This window comes from Actinobacillus porcinus, assembly GCF_901764995.1.
Taxonomy (GTDB): Bacteria; Pseudomonadota; Gammaproteobacteria; order Enterobacterales; family Pasteurellaceae; genus Exercitatus; species Exercitatus porcinus.
Genome location: NZ_CABFKI010000005.1, coordinates 124,906 through 139,881, shown reverse-complemented (window position 1 = coordinate 139,881; position 14,976 = coordinate 124,906). Strand labels below are relative to the sequence as shown.

The 14,976-nt window shown below is 42.0% G+C and carries 16 protein-coding genes and 2 pseudogenes; 10 read left to right on the top strand and 8 right to left on the bottom strand.

Annotation, left to right across the window (positions count from 1 at the left end; genetic code table 11):
- The first annotated feature begins 35 nt into the window (after positions 1–35).
- Positions 36–350: a YqcC family protein gene (locus E7T07_RS05260; protein ID WP_135709894.1), complete on the top strand. Its 315-nt coding sequence runs from the start codon at positions 36–38 to the stop codon at positions 348–350.
- A complete protein-coding gene (gene truC, locus E7T07_RS05255; RefSeq protein ID WP_135709893.1) occupies positions 350–1,060 on the top strand; it encodes a tRNA pseudouridine(65) synthase TruC in 711 nt (236 codons plus the stop codon). Before E7T07_RS05260 ends, truC begins: the two co-directional genes overlap by 1 nt.
- Positions 1,061–1,287: 227 nt before the next feature.
- Here the strand turns inward: truC and E7T07_RS05250 are convergent, their stop codons facing one another.
- The 4 genes from E7T07_RS05250 to nrdR all read right to left on the bottom strand — a co-directional run bounded on the left by E7T07_RS05250 (position 1,288) and on the right by nrdR (position 4,952).
- Positions 1,288–2,241: an oxidoreductase gene (locus E7T07_RS05250; RefSeq protein ID WP_135709851.1), complete on the bottom strand. Its 954-nt coding sequence runs from the start codon at positions 2,239–2,241 to the stop codon at positions 1,288–1,290.
- 74 nt (positions 2,242–2,315) lie between these two features.
- Complete coding sequence (degS, locus tag E7T07_RS05245; protein WP_135709850.1) at positions 2,316–3,377, bottom strand: outer membrane-stress sensor serine endopeptidase DegS; 1,062 nt, start codon at positions 3,375–3,377, stop codon at positions 2,316–2,318.
- Complete coding sequence (gene ribD / locus E7T07_RS05240) at positions 3,370–4,500, bottom strand: bifunctional diaminohydroxyphosphoribosylaminopyrimidine deaminase/5-amino-6-(5-phosphoribosylamino)uracil reductase RibD (protein ID WP_135709849.1); 1,131 nt, start codon at positions 4,498–4,500, stop codon at positions 3,370–3,372. Before ribD ends, degS begins: the two co-directional genes overlap by 8 nt.
- 2 nt (positions 4,501–4,502) lie before the next feature.
- Positions 4,503–4,952: a transcriptional regulator NrdR gene (nrdR, locus tag E7T07_RS05235; RefSeq protein WP_135709848.1), complete on the bottom strand. Its 450-nt coding sequence runs from the start codon at positions 4,950–4,952 to the stop codon at positions 4,503–4,505.
- 104 nt (positions 4,953–5,056) lie between these two features.
- Here nrdR and E7T07_RS05230 point away from each other — a divergent pair, with 104 nt between their 5' ends.
- On the top strand, positions 5,057–5,554 hold the full coding sequence (locus E7T07_RS05230; protein WP_135709847.1) for a YbhB/YbcL family Raf kinase inhibitor-like protein: 498 nt from the start codon (positions 5,057–5,059) through the stop codon (positions 5,552–5,554).
- Between the two features lie 126 nt (positions 5,555–5,680).
- Positions 5,681–6,349 (top strand): iron-sulfur cluster repair protein YtfE, encoded by a 669-nt coding sequence (gene ytfE / locus E7T07_RS05225; protein ID WP_135709846.1) that lies wholly within the window; start codon positions 5,681–5,683, stop codon positions 6,347–6,349.
- 53 nt (positions 6,350–6,402) lie between these two features.
- On the opposite strand, the gene prfC is transcribed toward ytfE, so the two are convergent.
- The gene (gene prfC / locus E7T07_RS05220; protein WP_135709845.1) at positions 6,403–7,983 is read right to left on the bottom strand and encodes a peptide chain release factor 3; all 1,581 of its coding nucleotides are present in this window, start codon (positions 7,981–7,983) and stop codon (positions 6,403–6,405) included.
- Between the two features lie 147 nt (positions 7,984–8,130).
- On the opposite strand from prfC, the gene E7T07_RS05215 reads away from it, so the two are divergent.
- Entirely contained in the window at positions 8,131–8,991 is an 861-nt protein-coding gene (locus E7T07_RS05215) for a phosphoribosylaminoimidazolesuccinocarboxamide synthase (protein WP_135709844.1), read from the top strand.
- Between the two features lie 90 nt (positions 8,992–9,081).
- The gene (locus tag E7T07_RS05210) at positions 9,082–9,897 is read left to right on the top strand and encodes a Rossmann-fold NAD(P)-binding domain-containing protein (protein ID WP_135709843.1); all 816 of its coding nucleotides are present in this window, start codon (positions 9,082–9,084) and stop codon (positions 9,895–9,897) included.
- A gap of 14 nt (positions 9,898–9,911) precedes the next feature.
- Here E7T07_RS05210 and E7T07_RS05205 read toward each other — a convergent pair whose 3' ends face one another.
- Positions 9,912–10,820 carry a LysO family transporter gene (locus E7T07_RS05205; RefSeq protein WP_135709842.1) on the bottom strand — a complete coding sequence of 303 codons (909 nt, stop codon included), beginning with the start codon at positions 10,818–10,820 and terminating at the stop codon, positions 9,912–9,914.
- 73 nt (positions 10,821–10,893) lie between these two features.
- Here E7T07_RS05205 and E7T07_RS05200 point away from each other — a divergent pair, with 73 nt between their 5' ends.
- The 3 genes from E7T07_RS05200 (at position 10,894) to E7T07_RS11255 (ending at position 13,909) form a co-directional block, all read left to right on the top strand.
- On the top strand, positions 10,894–12,438 hold the full coding sequence (locus E7T07_RS05200; protein ID WP_135709841.1) for a DUF2813 domain-containing protein: 1,545 nt from the start codon (positions 10,894–10,896) through the stop codon (positions 12,436–12,438).
- Positions 12,439–12,516: 78 nt separating this feature from the next.
- Positions 12,517–13,587: a DNA polymerase IV gene (dinB, locus tag E7T07_RS05195; RefSeq protein WP_135709840.1), complete on the top strand. Its 1,071-nt coding sequence runs from the start codon at positions 12,517–12,519 to the stop codon at positions 13,585–13,587.
- A gap of 79 nt (positions 13,588–13,666) precedes the next feature.
- A complete protein-coding gene (locus E7T07_RS11255; RefSeq protein ID WP_246046140.1) occupies positions 13,667–13,909 on the top strand; it encodes a hypothetical protein in 243 nt (80 codons plus the stop codon).
- Here the strand turns inward: E7T07_RS11255 and E7T07_RS11210 are convergent.
- Both E7T07_RS11210 and E7T07_RS05180 read right to left on the bottom strand, forming a co-directional pair.
- A pseudogene (locus E7T07_RS11210) lies at positions 13,902–14,355 on the bottom strand (phage tail sheath subtilisin-like domain-containing protein); the annotation flags it as partial. The gene E7T07_RS11255 and the pseudogene E7T07_RS11210 overlap by 8 nt on opposite strands.
- A gap of 70 nt (positions 14,356–14,425) precedes the next feature.
- Positions 14,426–14,692: pseudogene (locus tag E7T07_RS05180) on the bottom strand (hypothetical protein); the annotation flags it as partial.
- Between the two features lie 77 nt (positions 14,693–14,769).
- Between E7T07_RS05180 and E7T07_RS11175 the strand changes: the two are divergent.
- Positions 14,770–14,895: a hypothetical protein gene (locus E7T07_RS11175; RefSeq protein WP_281279612.1), complete on the top strand. Its 126-nt coding sequence runs from the start codon at positions 14,770–14,772 to the stop codon at positions 14,893–14,895.
- Positions 14,896–14,976 lie beyond the last annotated feature (81 nt).

Below are 14,976 nucleotides of genomic sequence, written 5' to 3'. Positions count from 1 at the left end.
TTTAACATCTTAACCTATTGAGAGAATTTATGCCAATTCGACAAAAAACACGTCAACATTTAACCGCGCTTCAAACGGTCATGAATGAACTGGATTTATGGCAAATTGAAGCGCCTAGTGAAGAAGCTTTTGCCAGCACCGAGCCGTTCGCCATTGATCGCATGAGTGCCACCGAATGGTTGCAATGGATTTTTATTCCGCGTATGCACGCCCTTTGCGAAAGCCAACATCCATTGCCAAGCCAAATCGCCATTTCGCCTTATATTGAAGAAGCCCTAAAGAAACACGAGCGTTTACAAGATTTGCTCAAACCCTTGCTTGAACTGGAAGAATTACTGAAAAATCAATGATGTTAGAAATTCTGTATCAAGATGCGTATTTGGTGGCAGTCAATAAACCCGCCGGAATGTTGGTGCATCGCAGTTGGTTGGATCGTCATGAAACACAGTTTGTTATGCAAACGCTGCGCGATCAAATCGGGCAGTATGTTTTTCCTATTCATCGTTTAGATCGCCCAACCTCGGGCGTGTTGTTATTTGCCTTGAATAGCGAAATGGCTAACTTGCTTTGTCTGCAATTTGAAGAAAAAACCGTAGAAAAAAGCTATCTTGCCGTAGTGCGTGGTTATTTAACAGGTTCGGCACAGATTGATTATCCCCTTAAAATTCAATTGGATAAAATTGCAGATAAATTTGCGCAAGAGGATAAAGAACCACAAAGTGCGGTGACAAATTACACCGGTTTGCAAACCGTAGAAATGCCTTGGGCAATCGGCAAATATCAAACGGCGCGTTATTCTTTAGTACGATTAATGCCACAAACAGGGCGGAAACACCAATTACGCCGTCATATGAAGCATATTTTTCACCCTATCCTTGGCGACACGCAATATGGCGATTTACACCAAAATCGCGGATTGAGCGAGAAAACAGGGGTATCAAGATTAATGCTACATGCAGAGACATTAAGCTTTGATCACCCGATTACACAGGAAAGAATCGAAATCCGCGCAGGATTGGATGAACAATGGAAAAAACTAATGACGGAATTTGGCTGGTAAACAGTTGAAATATCCGGTACATTTCGGCAGAATAAATAAGCATAACGGATTAAATAAAAGACGTAAGGTATTGTTTATACAGGATTTTCTAAATAGAAAAAGTTGCTAACATTTAAAGAAAATAAACATTAGCAACTGTTTTGTCTATTTGAGCTGTTTTTGGTGTAATAGCAACAAATTTACCTATTACACCAAACCTATCAGCTATCCGATAGTTTTTTAGTTACTTATTTCACCATACTTTCCAAAAGCTTCACCGCTAAACAAGCTAAATTAAAACGCTGTTCATCTGCTACAGACCAAAATTCAAGCCCGTTTTCCACCGCACTTAAGCCGCTCAAATGCAATTTAACGTTGTCTTCACTGCTCTCTTGTTCGCCATTCAACACCGGTGTAATGAGGTTTTCTTCCACCTGAATCAAGGCATTTTCCTGCCATTGGCTACGCAATGCATCTACATCTAATTCATACGCCGAAAGTGCGGTGACTTTTTGCGCCATTCCGTAAAATACGGGCACTTGAATCGAATGGAATACCACAGGGGTTGCCGGGAAGATTTTTTGCCATTGTTGGCTTAAATTCACCGCACTTTGTGGGAAAACATCAAAGGCCAAACGTTGTTCGTTTTCATCCAATGGGATACCGTTTAATAAACGTGCTGTTTGCCCGGCTAATTTGGATACGGTTTCACTGTCCGTATAAGATGCCGGCAACATGGATGTCGCTACAATTTGATCTAATTGAATTTGTTCAATCAGCGGTGACAAACTCAATGCTAATTGAGCTACTTGTGGATCCGGCATGGCTACGATGTTACGTTGTTGAATAGACGCAATGTCCTCATCATTTACCGTTGGCACCACAACAGGTACACCGGCAATATTTGCAGTTACGCCTTTCATATCAATCACGACACAACCGGATTCCGCGGCATTGGCAATATGTGCGGCTTGTTGTGCATGACCGGCAAAAAGCAAATAATCAAAATCCGACCAATCAACCTCGTCAGTAGTCAGCTGTGCAACCGCTTTATTATTAAAGCGTACGCCTTGTTCTTCGTTAAACGGAATGATTTCAACAATGGCTAACTTATTGATATTTAAATCACTTTGTGCCAAATACTCACTGAGTTTTTCACAAAGTTCAAATTCTGCGGCAATGGCAATATTTAATGCTGTCATTTTTATTATCTCGATTATAAATGGGCGGCTATTTTACTGATATTTCAGCCGATGTTCTAGCAAAAGCGCATGTATTATGGCTCTGAGCGCGTATCTTCTTCCGGATATTCTTCTATGGTCACAGGGATAGTCAGTTGTTTGTCACCACGTAAAATCAACAAGGGTACCGTGGTATTCGGTCTGGTATTACTGATTAAATCCATTAACTGCGAAGGCGATCCAATCGCTTGTTCACCATATTTTAAAATCACATCATTTTCTTTTAATCCCGCTTTTTGTGCCGGACCATTAGGTTTAAGGGCATCGATCATGATCCCTTCCCCATAATCACGCTCTTGCCCATTGCTGTATAAAATATTGGTACTCACGCCCAAATAACCACGAATAACGCGCCCATCTCTTAAAATGCGTTGTACCACATCATTAACCACACTAATGGGAATCGCAAATCCTAAACCTTCAGCCGTCTCTACTTCATTTTTTCCGATCGTCAAGGTATTGATTCCAATTAATTCCCCTAATGAATTAATTAACGCGCCCCCTGAATTTCCTTTATTAATCGATGCATCTGTTTGAATAAAATTTTGACGTCCTACGGTTTCACCAATGGCATTACGACCTGTGCCGCTAATAATCCCTTGTGATACGCTCTGCCCTAAGTTATAAGGATTACCAATGGCTAAGGCAATATCCCCCACATGAACAAGGCGTTTAGGATTTTGTAGAATAGTGGGCAAATTTTCCCCATAAATACGTAACACCGCAAGATCGGTCAAGCTATCCACCCCCACTAAGGTCGCTTCATAGGCACGGCCATCTTGCAAAAGAATAATCACCTGATCCGCCATTTGGATCACATGCTTATTCGTCACCACCAACCCATCTGCCGACATAATCACCCCTGAACCTAATTCACTGGTGATCACATCCCCTGCATCTAAGTTATTTTCGCTCACAAAAGACTGATTATAAACATTCACCACTGCCGGCGCGGCTAAACGTACCGCCTGTTTAAAAGACATCACTTCATTCGTTAAGGGCAACAAGGAATTCCCCATAAAACGCGGGGCAACAAATAAAATCAGTGCGGCACAAACTAACCCAATTAAAGCAGATTGTAGTAATTTCTTAATCATTATCTTCCCTTATATAAACCGTTTTTAAATCTGCCCCAATTTTAACCGCACTTTGTAAAGCCCATTTTGGCGCATCTTTCAACTCCGTTACATTCGGTAAGCGACACAATCCTCGCGCTTTATCACCTAACAATTTTGGTGCAATATAGACAATTAACTCATCCACTAAATTTTCTTCAATCAACGCACCGGCTAAAGTAGCCCCTGCTTCACCCCAAACCGTATTAATTTGACGTTGCCCTAAAATGCGCATCACATTAAACAGCGTGGTCGGATTATCCGTAATCTCCACGATAATTTCTTCACAAAAATCAGGAAAATCCGTTAAATCACGCGCTCTATCGCTCACTAACCAAACGGGCGAATTCGTTTCAAATAATTTATGCTGCGGTTGGACACGATGTTGAAAATCTAAAATTACTCGCACAGGTTGGCGTAGATTTTCTGCCGGATATTCCCTTTTTATCTCTTCAGGCAGTTCATTCCAACGCACCGTTAAACTCGGGTTATCCATTTCAACAGTAACGCCGGTGGAAAGAATCGCGGAAGCCTGCGCACGCCCAACCTGCACATCAGCACGCGCTTGACATCCTGTAATCCATTGGCTTTCACCATTTTCCATCGCAGTACGTCCATCTAAACTCATCGCCAATTTCAATTGCACAAAAGGCAAACCTGTACGCATACGTTTTAAAAAGCCCTTATTCAAGCCTTCTGCCTTTTCTGCCAATAAACCGACCGCACTTTCAACACCGGCATCATAAAGCATTTTCAACCCACGCCCTGCCACTTCAGGGTTAGGATCTCGCATAGCGGCAATGACTTTCGTCACACCGGCATTGATCAAACCTAAGGCACAAGGCGGTGTACGCCCATAATGAGAACAAGGCTCAAGAGTCACATAAGCCGTTGCCCCTTTTGCTTGCTCTCCTGCGGCACCTAATGCCATCACTTCCGCATGCGGTTCCCCTGCTTTATAGTGAAAACCTTCCCCCACAATTTCACCGTGTTTAACCAATACACAGCCGACTGAAGGGTTGGGTGTTGTCGTAAAACGTCCTTGCTTAGCTAACTCAATAGCACGTTGCATAAATTGTTCGTCTTGTGGGGTAAATTGGCTCATCATTAATCCTTTAATTTCTCGATTTCTTTGGTGAACTCGTTGATATTATCAAAACTTAAATACACAGATGCAAAGCGTATATAAGCGACTTTATCCAGTTTTTTCAGCTCAGCCATCACTAAATTGCCCACCAGTTTACTTGGCACTTCTCTCTCACCGGTGGCTTGTAAATAATGAATAATATGACCAATAGATTTCTCAAGGTCATCTTCACTCACAGGGCGTTTGCCCACGGCATGCTGCATACTGCGGCGTAATTTGTCTTCATTAAATGGCTCGCGAGAACCGTCTGTTTTCACAATTTTGGGCACAACAAGCTCTGCGGTCTCAAATGTCGTAAAGCGTTCACGACAATGAGTACATTCACGCCGCCGCCTTACTTGATAACCTTCTGACACCAAACGGCTATCAATCACTTTCGTTTCTTCTGTTGAACAAAATGGACAATGCATAATTTTCCTTCACTTCTTTGCAAAGAGTTTGATTTAGTCTAGCAAAATTTAGCTTCAAATTCGATATAATCCCAACACTAATCACATTAAAGAAGGAAAAAACAATGAAAGTAACCAGCTCTGCCATTGTCAATGGTGCATTTGAAGATAAATACGGCAAACGTGGAACCCAATTTACTCCAAACGGCATGCCTAGTTATTCCATTCCGTTCCAAATTGAAGACGCGCCAGAAGGAACAAAATCCTTTGCGGTGGTGCTCGAAGATAAAGATGCCATTACCGCCAGCGGTTTTGTTTGGATCCATTGGCTTATCGCCAACCTTGCGCGTACATCTGTTGCTGAAAATGAAAGCCAAAGCGCGGTGGATTTTGTGCAAGGTGCCAATACTTGGGCAAGTAAACTCGGTAATTTCAGCATTGAAGAAGCTTCTGCTTACGGTGGTATGGCACCACCAAATTGCTTACACCGTTATGAATTAATTGTGTATGCCCTTGATACTAAATTAGATTTAGCTCAAGGTTTCCGTTTTAACGATCTCCATTTTGCCATGCAAGGTCATATTTTGGATCAAGCAGTTGTGATGGGGACTTATGATGTGTAAGTCAAAATAGCGTCTAATGCCACGAGTTTTTTCGTGGCTTTTTTCTTTTTGGTTTTGCATTTAGTAAAAAAATACCTTACCATTTAACTCGGCTTTAAACACAAACTCACACATAAGGATTTTATTATGTCATTTGCAAATCAAAAAATAGGCGAAATTGCCGTTGCAATTCCAAGTTCAACAAAACTGTTCCGCGAATATGGTTTAGATTTTTGTTGTGGTGGCGCAGTTGAACTGGCTCAAGCCGCAAAACAAAAAGGCATTGAGCTCGCTGAATTAGAAGCTCGTTTATTGGAATTACAACAAACGGATACAAGAGAGACAACAGATTGGACACAGGCAAGTTATACGGATTTTACGGCGCATTTAGTCAAACGTTTCCACGATACTCACCGTACGCAATTGCCGGAACTCATTGAATTAGCAGAAAAAGTTGAACGTGTACACGGCGATCGTGACGATGCACCTATTGGCTTAACGGCAGCCTTACAAGCAATTTATGACGAACTGCGTCAACATATGATGAAAGAAGAGCAAATTCTTTTCCCGATGATTTGTGCAGGCAATTATGCCATGGCTTGTATGCCAATTCGTGTAATGGAAATGGAACACGAAGGAATGGGCGAACAACTGGAAGTATTAACGTCTCTAACCCATCATTTTACCCCGCCTACTGACGCCTGTTCATCTTGGTTGGCACTTTATGCCGGTGTAGCAAAATTTGCGGAAGATTTAATTGAGCATACCCATTTGGAAAATAATATTTTATTCCCACACGTCCGTGCTGAGGTTTAAATAACAAACAAAAAAGTGCGGTGAAATTAACCGCACTTTTGTTAGCAATGATATTAATGCTCTCTTGTTTTAAAGAACGTCACATCAGGATAGCGTTCTTGCGCAAGGTTGAGATTGACCATGGTTGGGGCGATGTAGGTTAAATTATCCCCACCGTCTAACGCCAAATTTTGCTCATTTTTACGCTTAAATTCTTCAAATTTCTTCGCGTCAGTACATTCCACCCAACGAGCGGTTGCCACGTTCACGTTTTCATAAATCGCTTCCACGTTGTATTCCGATTTCAAACGCGAAACCACCACATCAAACTGCAACACACCGACTGCGCCAACGATTAAATCGTTGTTCATTAGCGGACGGAAAACCTGTACGGCACCTTCTTCTGAAAGTTGTACCAAACCTTTAAGCAATTGTTTTTGCTTCAATGGATCTTTTAAACGAATACGGCGGAATAATTCAGGTGCGAAGTTTGGAATACCTGTAAATTTCATTTCTTCGCCTTGGGTGAACGTGTCGCCGATTTGGATGGTACCGTGATTATGTAAACCGATAATATCGCCGGCATAGGCTTCTTCCGCATGGGAACGGTCGCCCGCCATAAAGGTTAAGGCATCAGAAATCACCACATCTTTGCCAATGCGCACATGTTTTAATTTCATCCCTTTTTCATATTTACCCGAGACGACACGCATAAACGCCACGCGGTCGCGATGTTTCGGATCCATATTGGCTTGGATTTTAAACACAAAGCCACTGAATTTTTCTTCTGAACTTTCCACTAAACGCACGTCCGTTTGGCGCGGTTGCGGTTTTGGCGCCCATTGGGTTAAACCGTCTAAAAAATGATCTACCCCAAAGTTACCCAAAGCGGTTCCAAAGAAAACCGGGGTTAATTCACCACTGATAAATAAATCGTGGTCAAATTCATTGGACGCGCCTTTCACCAACTCTAATTCATCGCGCAGTTGTTGCGCTAAATCATCGCCCACCGCCGCGTCTAAATCCGGATTATTTAAACCTTTAACAATGCGTACTTCTTGAATGGTGGAGCCTTGTCCTGTTTGGTATAAATAGGTTTCATCTTTATATAAATGATAAACCCCTTTAAATAATTTACCGCAACCAATCGGCCAAGTAATAGGCGCACAATGAATATTCAACACGCTTTCAACTTCGTCCAATAATTCCATTGGATCACGAATATCGCGGTCGAGTTTGTTCATAAAGGTTAAAATTGGCGTGTCGCGCAAACGCGTAACTTCCATTAATTTGATGGTGCGCTCTTCTACCCCTTTTGCCGCATCAATCACCATTAAGCAGCTGTCAACGGCGGTCAATGTGCGATAGGTATCTTCCGAGAAGTCTTCGTGCCCCGGGGTATCCAGTAAATTTACTAAGCAGTCGTTATAAGGGAATTGCATCACAGAAGTGGTAATTGAAATACCCCGTTGTTTCTCCATTTCCATCCAGTCTGATTTTGCGTGGGCAGTGGAACCTTTGCCTTTTACGGAACCGGCCGTTTGAATGGCATTTCCGTATAACAATACTTTTTCTGTAATGGTGGTTTTACCCGCATCGGGGTGAGAAATAATCGCGAATGTGCGACGTTTATCAACTTGTTGTGGATAGGTCATTGTTATTCTTTTTCCGTTATAAAAATCGGGGCGTATTGTCGGCTATTTTAGCTTGAAGTGCAAGCTAAAACCGTATAGCAAACGTTTGCAAAGTGCGGTATACTTTTGGGCAGTTTTTAAAATACAATATCAACAAGGACAAACACAATGACCGAATTAAGTTTAAAAAAAATCTACTCCGGAAAAGTACGTGATCTTTATGAAATTGATGATAAACGTATGTTGATGGTGGCGACAGATCGCCTTTCTGCTTTCGATGTAATTTTAGATGATCCTATTCCGCGTAAAGGCGAAATTTTGACCCAAATTTCTAATTTTTGGTTTAAGAAATTAGAACACATTATGCCAAATCATTTTACCGGTGACAGTGTTTATGATGTGTTACCCAAAGAAGAAGCGGATTTAGTCAAAGATCGCGCGGTGGTTTGTAAACGTCTTACGCCGGTTAAAATTGAGAGTATTGTGCGCGGTTATTTGACCGGTTCAGGTTTAAAAGACTATAACAAAACAGGGACGATTTGTGGCTTAAAATTACCTGAGGGTTTGGTTGAAGCGAGCAAATTACCACAACCGATTTTTACGCCATCCAGCAAAGCAGAAGTGGGCGATCACGATATTAATATTTCTTATGAAGAATGTGAGCGTCAAATTGGTGCCGAACTTGCTGCCAAAGTACGTGATGCTGCGATTGCGCTTTATACGGAAGCGGCAAATTTTGCCTTAACCAAAGGCATTATTATTTGCGACACCAAATTTGAATTCGGTTTAGATGAAAACGGCACATTGACGTTAATGGATGAAGTGTTAACCCCTGATTCAAGCCGTTTTTGGTCAGTGGAAACCTATAAAGAAGGCACCAATCCACCGTCTTTTGACAAACAATTTGTGCGCGATTGGTTAGAAAATAGCGGTTGGAACAAACAAGCCCCGGCGCCGAAAGTACCGGCGGATGTGATTGAAAAAACCGTAGCGAAATACCAAGAAGCGTTGGATTTGTTGTCCAAATAACCCCAAAGAACTGTAGGGGCGAAATATTTTTCGCCCTGACATTCCACGATATTTTGGGGCAAAAAATGTTTTGCCCCTACAAGGAACATTATGCGATCAGTAGCCATTGTTGGATTAGGTTGGTTTGGTTTACCTTTAGCCCGTGATTTGCGTAATCTGGGTTGGGATGTAAAAGGCAGTAAACGCACGCCTGAAGGGGTGGAAGAAATGCGTTTATGGCGACTTGAAACCTATCAGCTTGAACTCACCCCTGACATCAATGCCGATCCTGACGACCTTTATGCGCTCTTGTCTGTGGACAGCCTTGTGATTAATTTACCGCCTAGCTCACATTTCTTCGATCCTGATGTTTATATGCGAAGTATTGAGAATTTGGTGAATGAAGCCTTATTGTATGGGGTGCAGCATATTATCTTTATCAGCACGACATCCGTTTTTCCCCAAGCACATGGCGAATTTACGGAATTGAGCGCGGCAGATGAAAACTCTGTTTTCTATCAAATCGAACAAATGCTTTTTCAGTTTGAAGATTTGGATATTGATATTTTACGCTTTGGCGGATTAATTGGTGATGATCGTCATCCTGTCCATACGATGAGCGGAAAATCCTATGAACAAGGCAACAGCCCTGTGAATTTGGTGCATTTAGAAGACTGTTCACGCGCCGTTCAAAGTTTACTCGAAACCCCAAGTGGTCATCGTTTATATCATTTGGTCGCGCCACAACATCCTACGCGTGCCGAATATTATACCGCCATGGCGGAAAAACTTGCCATAAATCCACCGCACTTTGACTGCCAAGACTCGGATTTACAGCGCATTGTCCACGGCAATAAAATCTGTGATGAGTTAGAATTTGTCTATCAATATCCTGATCCTTACTTGATGATAAAATCGCCCTGTTGATTTTCATCCCAAACTCAAAGGGGAATGGATGAGAAAAAGACCAACAAAATTGGGGGCGCGATGTTGGTGACAAAACCAAAACTAATAGCAAGTGGCACCACTTCCATTCCGCCTGAACGTTGGATAATCGGAAGTGTACAGTCTAAGGCTGTGGCGCCGGCTAGTCCGACCGCCGTTGAACGATAGTGAAACATAAATAACGGAATCACAAACAGGCTTACAATTTCACGCATCAAATCGTTAAAAAAGGCAATGCTTCCAAATATCGGGCCCCAAGCATCATTAATCACCACGCTGGATAAAGAATACCAGCCTAATCCTGATGAAATCGCCAAACCTTGCGTTAACGGTAAATTCAGCGCGTAAGCAGAAAATACGCCGCCCACTAACGAGGTCATAATCATGATCAACCCTGTGTAAATGCCGCGTTTATTAAACAACACTTCACGCAAAGAAATGCCATTATTCCGCAATTGAATCCCCACAAAGAAAATCAAAGTGACTAACACATAAGTGCTCGCATGTAATGGCAATGCAAAATATCCATAACTCAAAAAACCAAACACAAAGCCCAACACAACCATTGAGCAAAGTTTGGCACTATCTAAAAGCAATTTCCAACGCGGCGGTAAATTGGAACCGAGATGCTTTAATGGCGCCGGTTTAAGCTTATCAAAAATAACCAGCCCAATAATATTGCAGCTCATAATAATCAAAGCAAAGGTCAAGGCAGAGAAACCAATATTAGGCAGTTTGCTGAAGACATCTTCAATTTGCCCTAAAGACACGCCCATCACAAATAAAATCGCATAAAGTAATATCATCACCATCCGATTAATGCGGCTCAGTAATTTTTCATTGTGAGTTTTGATTAAATAGCCCAACAACATGGGGGCTAAAACAATTAATAATCCTTCAAACATCTTTTTTATCTCTTGAAAATAAAGTGTGGTCTGTTTATGCTTATTCTAACTTAAAACGAATGGAACTCAACGAATGTATTTACGCCAACTGGAAATTATGGGCTTTCGCGGCATTAATCGCCTTTCTATTCACTTACGTCCCAACATGCTCTTAATCGGGGAAAATGCTTGGGGAAAATCGAGCTTATTGGCGGCATTAAGTTTAATTCTAAACGGTAAAAATACGCTCTATCAGTTTACTGCTGAAGATTTTCACCAATCGCAAGAACCGCAAAATATTACCTTGCTCTTTACCTTTTCTGAACGTGATGCTCAAGAAAATGATGCGCCACAAAATGAAGCATTGCAGCATGTTTTTGTGCCCCACGATGATGGTTTAGATCGCATTTATTTACGCGTCACCGGTGAACAACAAGGAACGCAAATTGAAACCCATTATTCTTTTTTAAATGCGCAAGGTGAAACCATCGAGCTGAAAAGTGCGGTGAATATTGCTCTTATTTTGATTAACCGCTACCCGATTTATCGCCTGCGCGATGCTCGTCTTCATGCACAAAGTGCCCAACAAGCCGCGACTTTCTGCAATAGAGTTGAACAACATTCTTGTCGTGAATTACGGGCTGTTGGCGTCTTGCTACAACATTACTTTATGCGAACGCCTTTAGAAGATCCGGTCTTTGATTCCACCAATTTATGGAATGATCTCAAAGCCTTATGCGCTAAATTAAAGCAAGATGGTCAACGTCAGTTACAACACCAATTGTTGCATTTTTTAACCTCATTACTCATGCTTGAACGCCATGCCGAAACAACGCATGCGGTTCACCCTATTCTTATTTTTGAAGATCCTGAAGCCCGCTTACACCCAAGAATGGTAACCATCTTGTGGGAACTCACCCAATATCTGCCCATTCAACGTATTACCACAACCAATTCAGTCGAACTGATTTCTCAAGCGTCATTACGCGATATTTGCCGACTGGTTCGTTATACAGATCGCACACGCGCTTATCAGCTTGACCGCCGCGATCTGAGCAAAGAAGATTTACGCCGTTTAACCTTTCATATTCATCATAATCGCAGTCTCGCCTTATTTTCTCGCACCTGGATTTTAGTGGAAGGCGAAACTGAAGTGTGGCTTTTATCTGAAATCGCCGCATTACTCGGCATCAATCTTGCCATGGAAGGGATTCGCATTGTGGAATTTGCCCAATCCGGTTTACGCCCTTTAATTAAGTATGCGCAAGCCATGGGCATTGAATGGTACGCCTTGACGGATGGCGATGAAGCAGGACGAAAATACGCGGAAATCGTGAAATCCATGCTTAATGAGCAGGAAAAATTGGATGATCGCTTAACCCTTTTACCGCGTAGTGATATTGAGCATTTCTTTTATGTGGAAGGATTTAATCAGGTTTTTGTTCGTCTTGCCCATTGGATTCCGCAAAATAATGCCTACCCGATGAATAAAATTATTCAGCGCGCCATTCAACGGACGTCTAAACCTGATTTAGCGATAGCCATTTCTAATGAAATCGAAAAACGGGGAACACAATCCATCCCATTATTGTTTAAACGATTATTTTCCAAGGTATTAAATCTCACCAGAACCCAGTAAATAAAGCCTATTTATTTATACAGCGAATTATGATAAAGTGCGGTCAATAAAAACTATGTTTAAATTGACCGCGCTTTGATGAAAAAGGCTACTCGAAAGATTATTCATATTGATATGGACTGTTTCTACGCTGCTGTAGAAATGCGTGAAGATCCAACCCTTGTTGGCAAACCTGTTGCTGTAGGCGGAACCAGTCGCCAACGGGGCGTTCTGACCACCTGTAACTACGAAGCGCGCAAATTTGGTTGTCGTAGCGCGATGCCTACGGCGCAGGCGGTTAAACTTTGTCCTAACCTTATTTTGCTTCCTGTCAGAATGGAATTATACAAAGCGGTTTCCGCACAAATTCATGCCATCTTTCGCCGTTATACGGATATTATTGAGCCCCTTTCTCTGGATGAAGCCTATTTGGATGTGACAGATTGCCCGCAATGCTCAGGATCCGCAACGTGGATCGCGCAAGAAATCCGCCAAGCGATTTTTGATGAGTTGCATCTCACCGCTTCTGCCGGCATTGCGCCATTAAAATTTCTTGCCAAAATTGCTTCAGACCAAAATAAACCCAATGGGCAATGCGTGGTTCGCCCTAATGATGTTGAACAATTTGTTGCTACCCTGCCCTTACATAAAATTCCAGGGGTTGGAAAAATAACATCTGAACATTTGCGAAAAATGGGATTAGAAACCTGTCGTGACGTTCAAAAATTAAGCTTGCCTATTCTGGTCAATCAATTCGGCAAAATGGGCAAACGCATTTGGGATTTTAGTCATGGTATTGATGAACGGGAAGTACAACCCCATCGCGAACGAAAATCCGTGGGCGTTGAACGAACCTTATCTTATAACATTTCAACCCTTGAAGAAGCACAAGATATTTTAACCGCACTTTATCCTGAATTAGAACGCCGCACATTGCGCGCTAAACCTGATATTCCTTTACACCATTATCGAAAAATGGGGGTAAAACTCAAATTTGAGGATTTCCATGTCACCACCCTTGAAAAAAGTGCGGTGGAATTTAGCCTTGAAACCTTTCGGCAATTATTAGAAAAAATATGGGAAAGATGTCATGGACGAGCGGTTCGGTTGGTGGGGGTTCATGTTATTGTACCTGAAGAATCTAATGAAATTCAGTTAGGGTTGCTTTAAGCAAAAGTTCATAAATTCAACATTGAAGACATCACTTTTTCTTGCCGAAAGAAATAAATTGTATAAAATTTTATACATTATGAATAAAAAAAATAATCGAAAACCAATCCATTGGGTTGGCTCTGCTCTCGATGATATTCGAGAATTTCCCGATAACATTAAGCGTGAAAGCATTACAGGAGCAAGCAAAATGATTGATACTCAAATTCGCCATACCACAGACGCTAACGGTAATGTCTTTGCTGATTTAGGTTTTGCGCCACAAGAAGCTCAACAATTAAAATCTGCTAGTGAACAACTTAAATTTCTGTTTATTTCGTAGCTGTGTTAAAGGATAAGAAATCACCCAAAATCAACATTAATTCACGTTGTGAGAATTGATGGCGATATTGCACCGCTTGCTCTTTGGTTTTACAGCCATAACAAGAGGCGTACACAAAACCGTTGAGCTTTTGCGCTACCGTTAATAATTCCGTGGTGACCTCTTGAGTGTCGTATTTCGGCACAATAAAAATGCGCGGCTTAACACCGGTTACCGCTTGCGCCACTAAAAAGGCTTTCAAGCCGGTGTATTGACCGTTTTCATCTACACCACCAATCACATTCGCTTTCTTCCACGCGAACCACAATCACTTTAGTGTTGGTGATATCCACAATACCGTCAAGGGCGCGCGCAAGGGTGCCGGTTTTGCCCGCTTTGGCAATCACACTTGACGTAATGCCTGTGAGTAAGGTGGGTTTGTTTAAAGGAAAGGTTTCCGCGTCCGCCAACGATTTCCACGGTTCTTTGCGCCAAGAGCGTTTCTGTTTGTAAAACGCCAAATAAATTTGAGTTGGATTAACCATTTTGATACGTCTCCACCAACTGGTTCATTTGTTGAATAATGTCATCAAAATTGGTCTGTATTGCGGTTTCGCTCAAACCGTCTTTTTTCAACTCATATTTACGCATGCGTTGATTGGCAAGCTCAACCTGCAATCTTTCCAAACCTGCCGCCTGTTGCAAAATCAGTTGTGTTGCCGCTTGGTTGGTAATACCGGCTTTTTCTGCAAAATCCGTAATATAACGACTGGCTTCGCCTTGATAATTTGCCACTTGAAAGGCTATAAATATCATGCATTGACCGCATCGCCTTTGGTGAAAGACGTCAATATCACCAGTCCCCCCCAGGAAAGGTGCAAGTGACGTTGCTTTCTACGGTGGATAAAGGCGTTGCGGATCAAACGCTTATTAACACCGTTAAAACCACGCTCAATGCGGAAGATGTGCGACCGTTAACGGATAGTGCAAGAAGTCATTCGGTTTGAACCCTATAAACTTCTTGAAAGTTAACCGCACTTTTGAAGCGCAAAGCACACTATATAAATGGTGTGCTTTTTATTTTGATG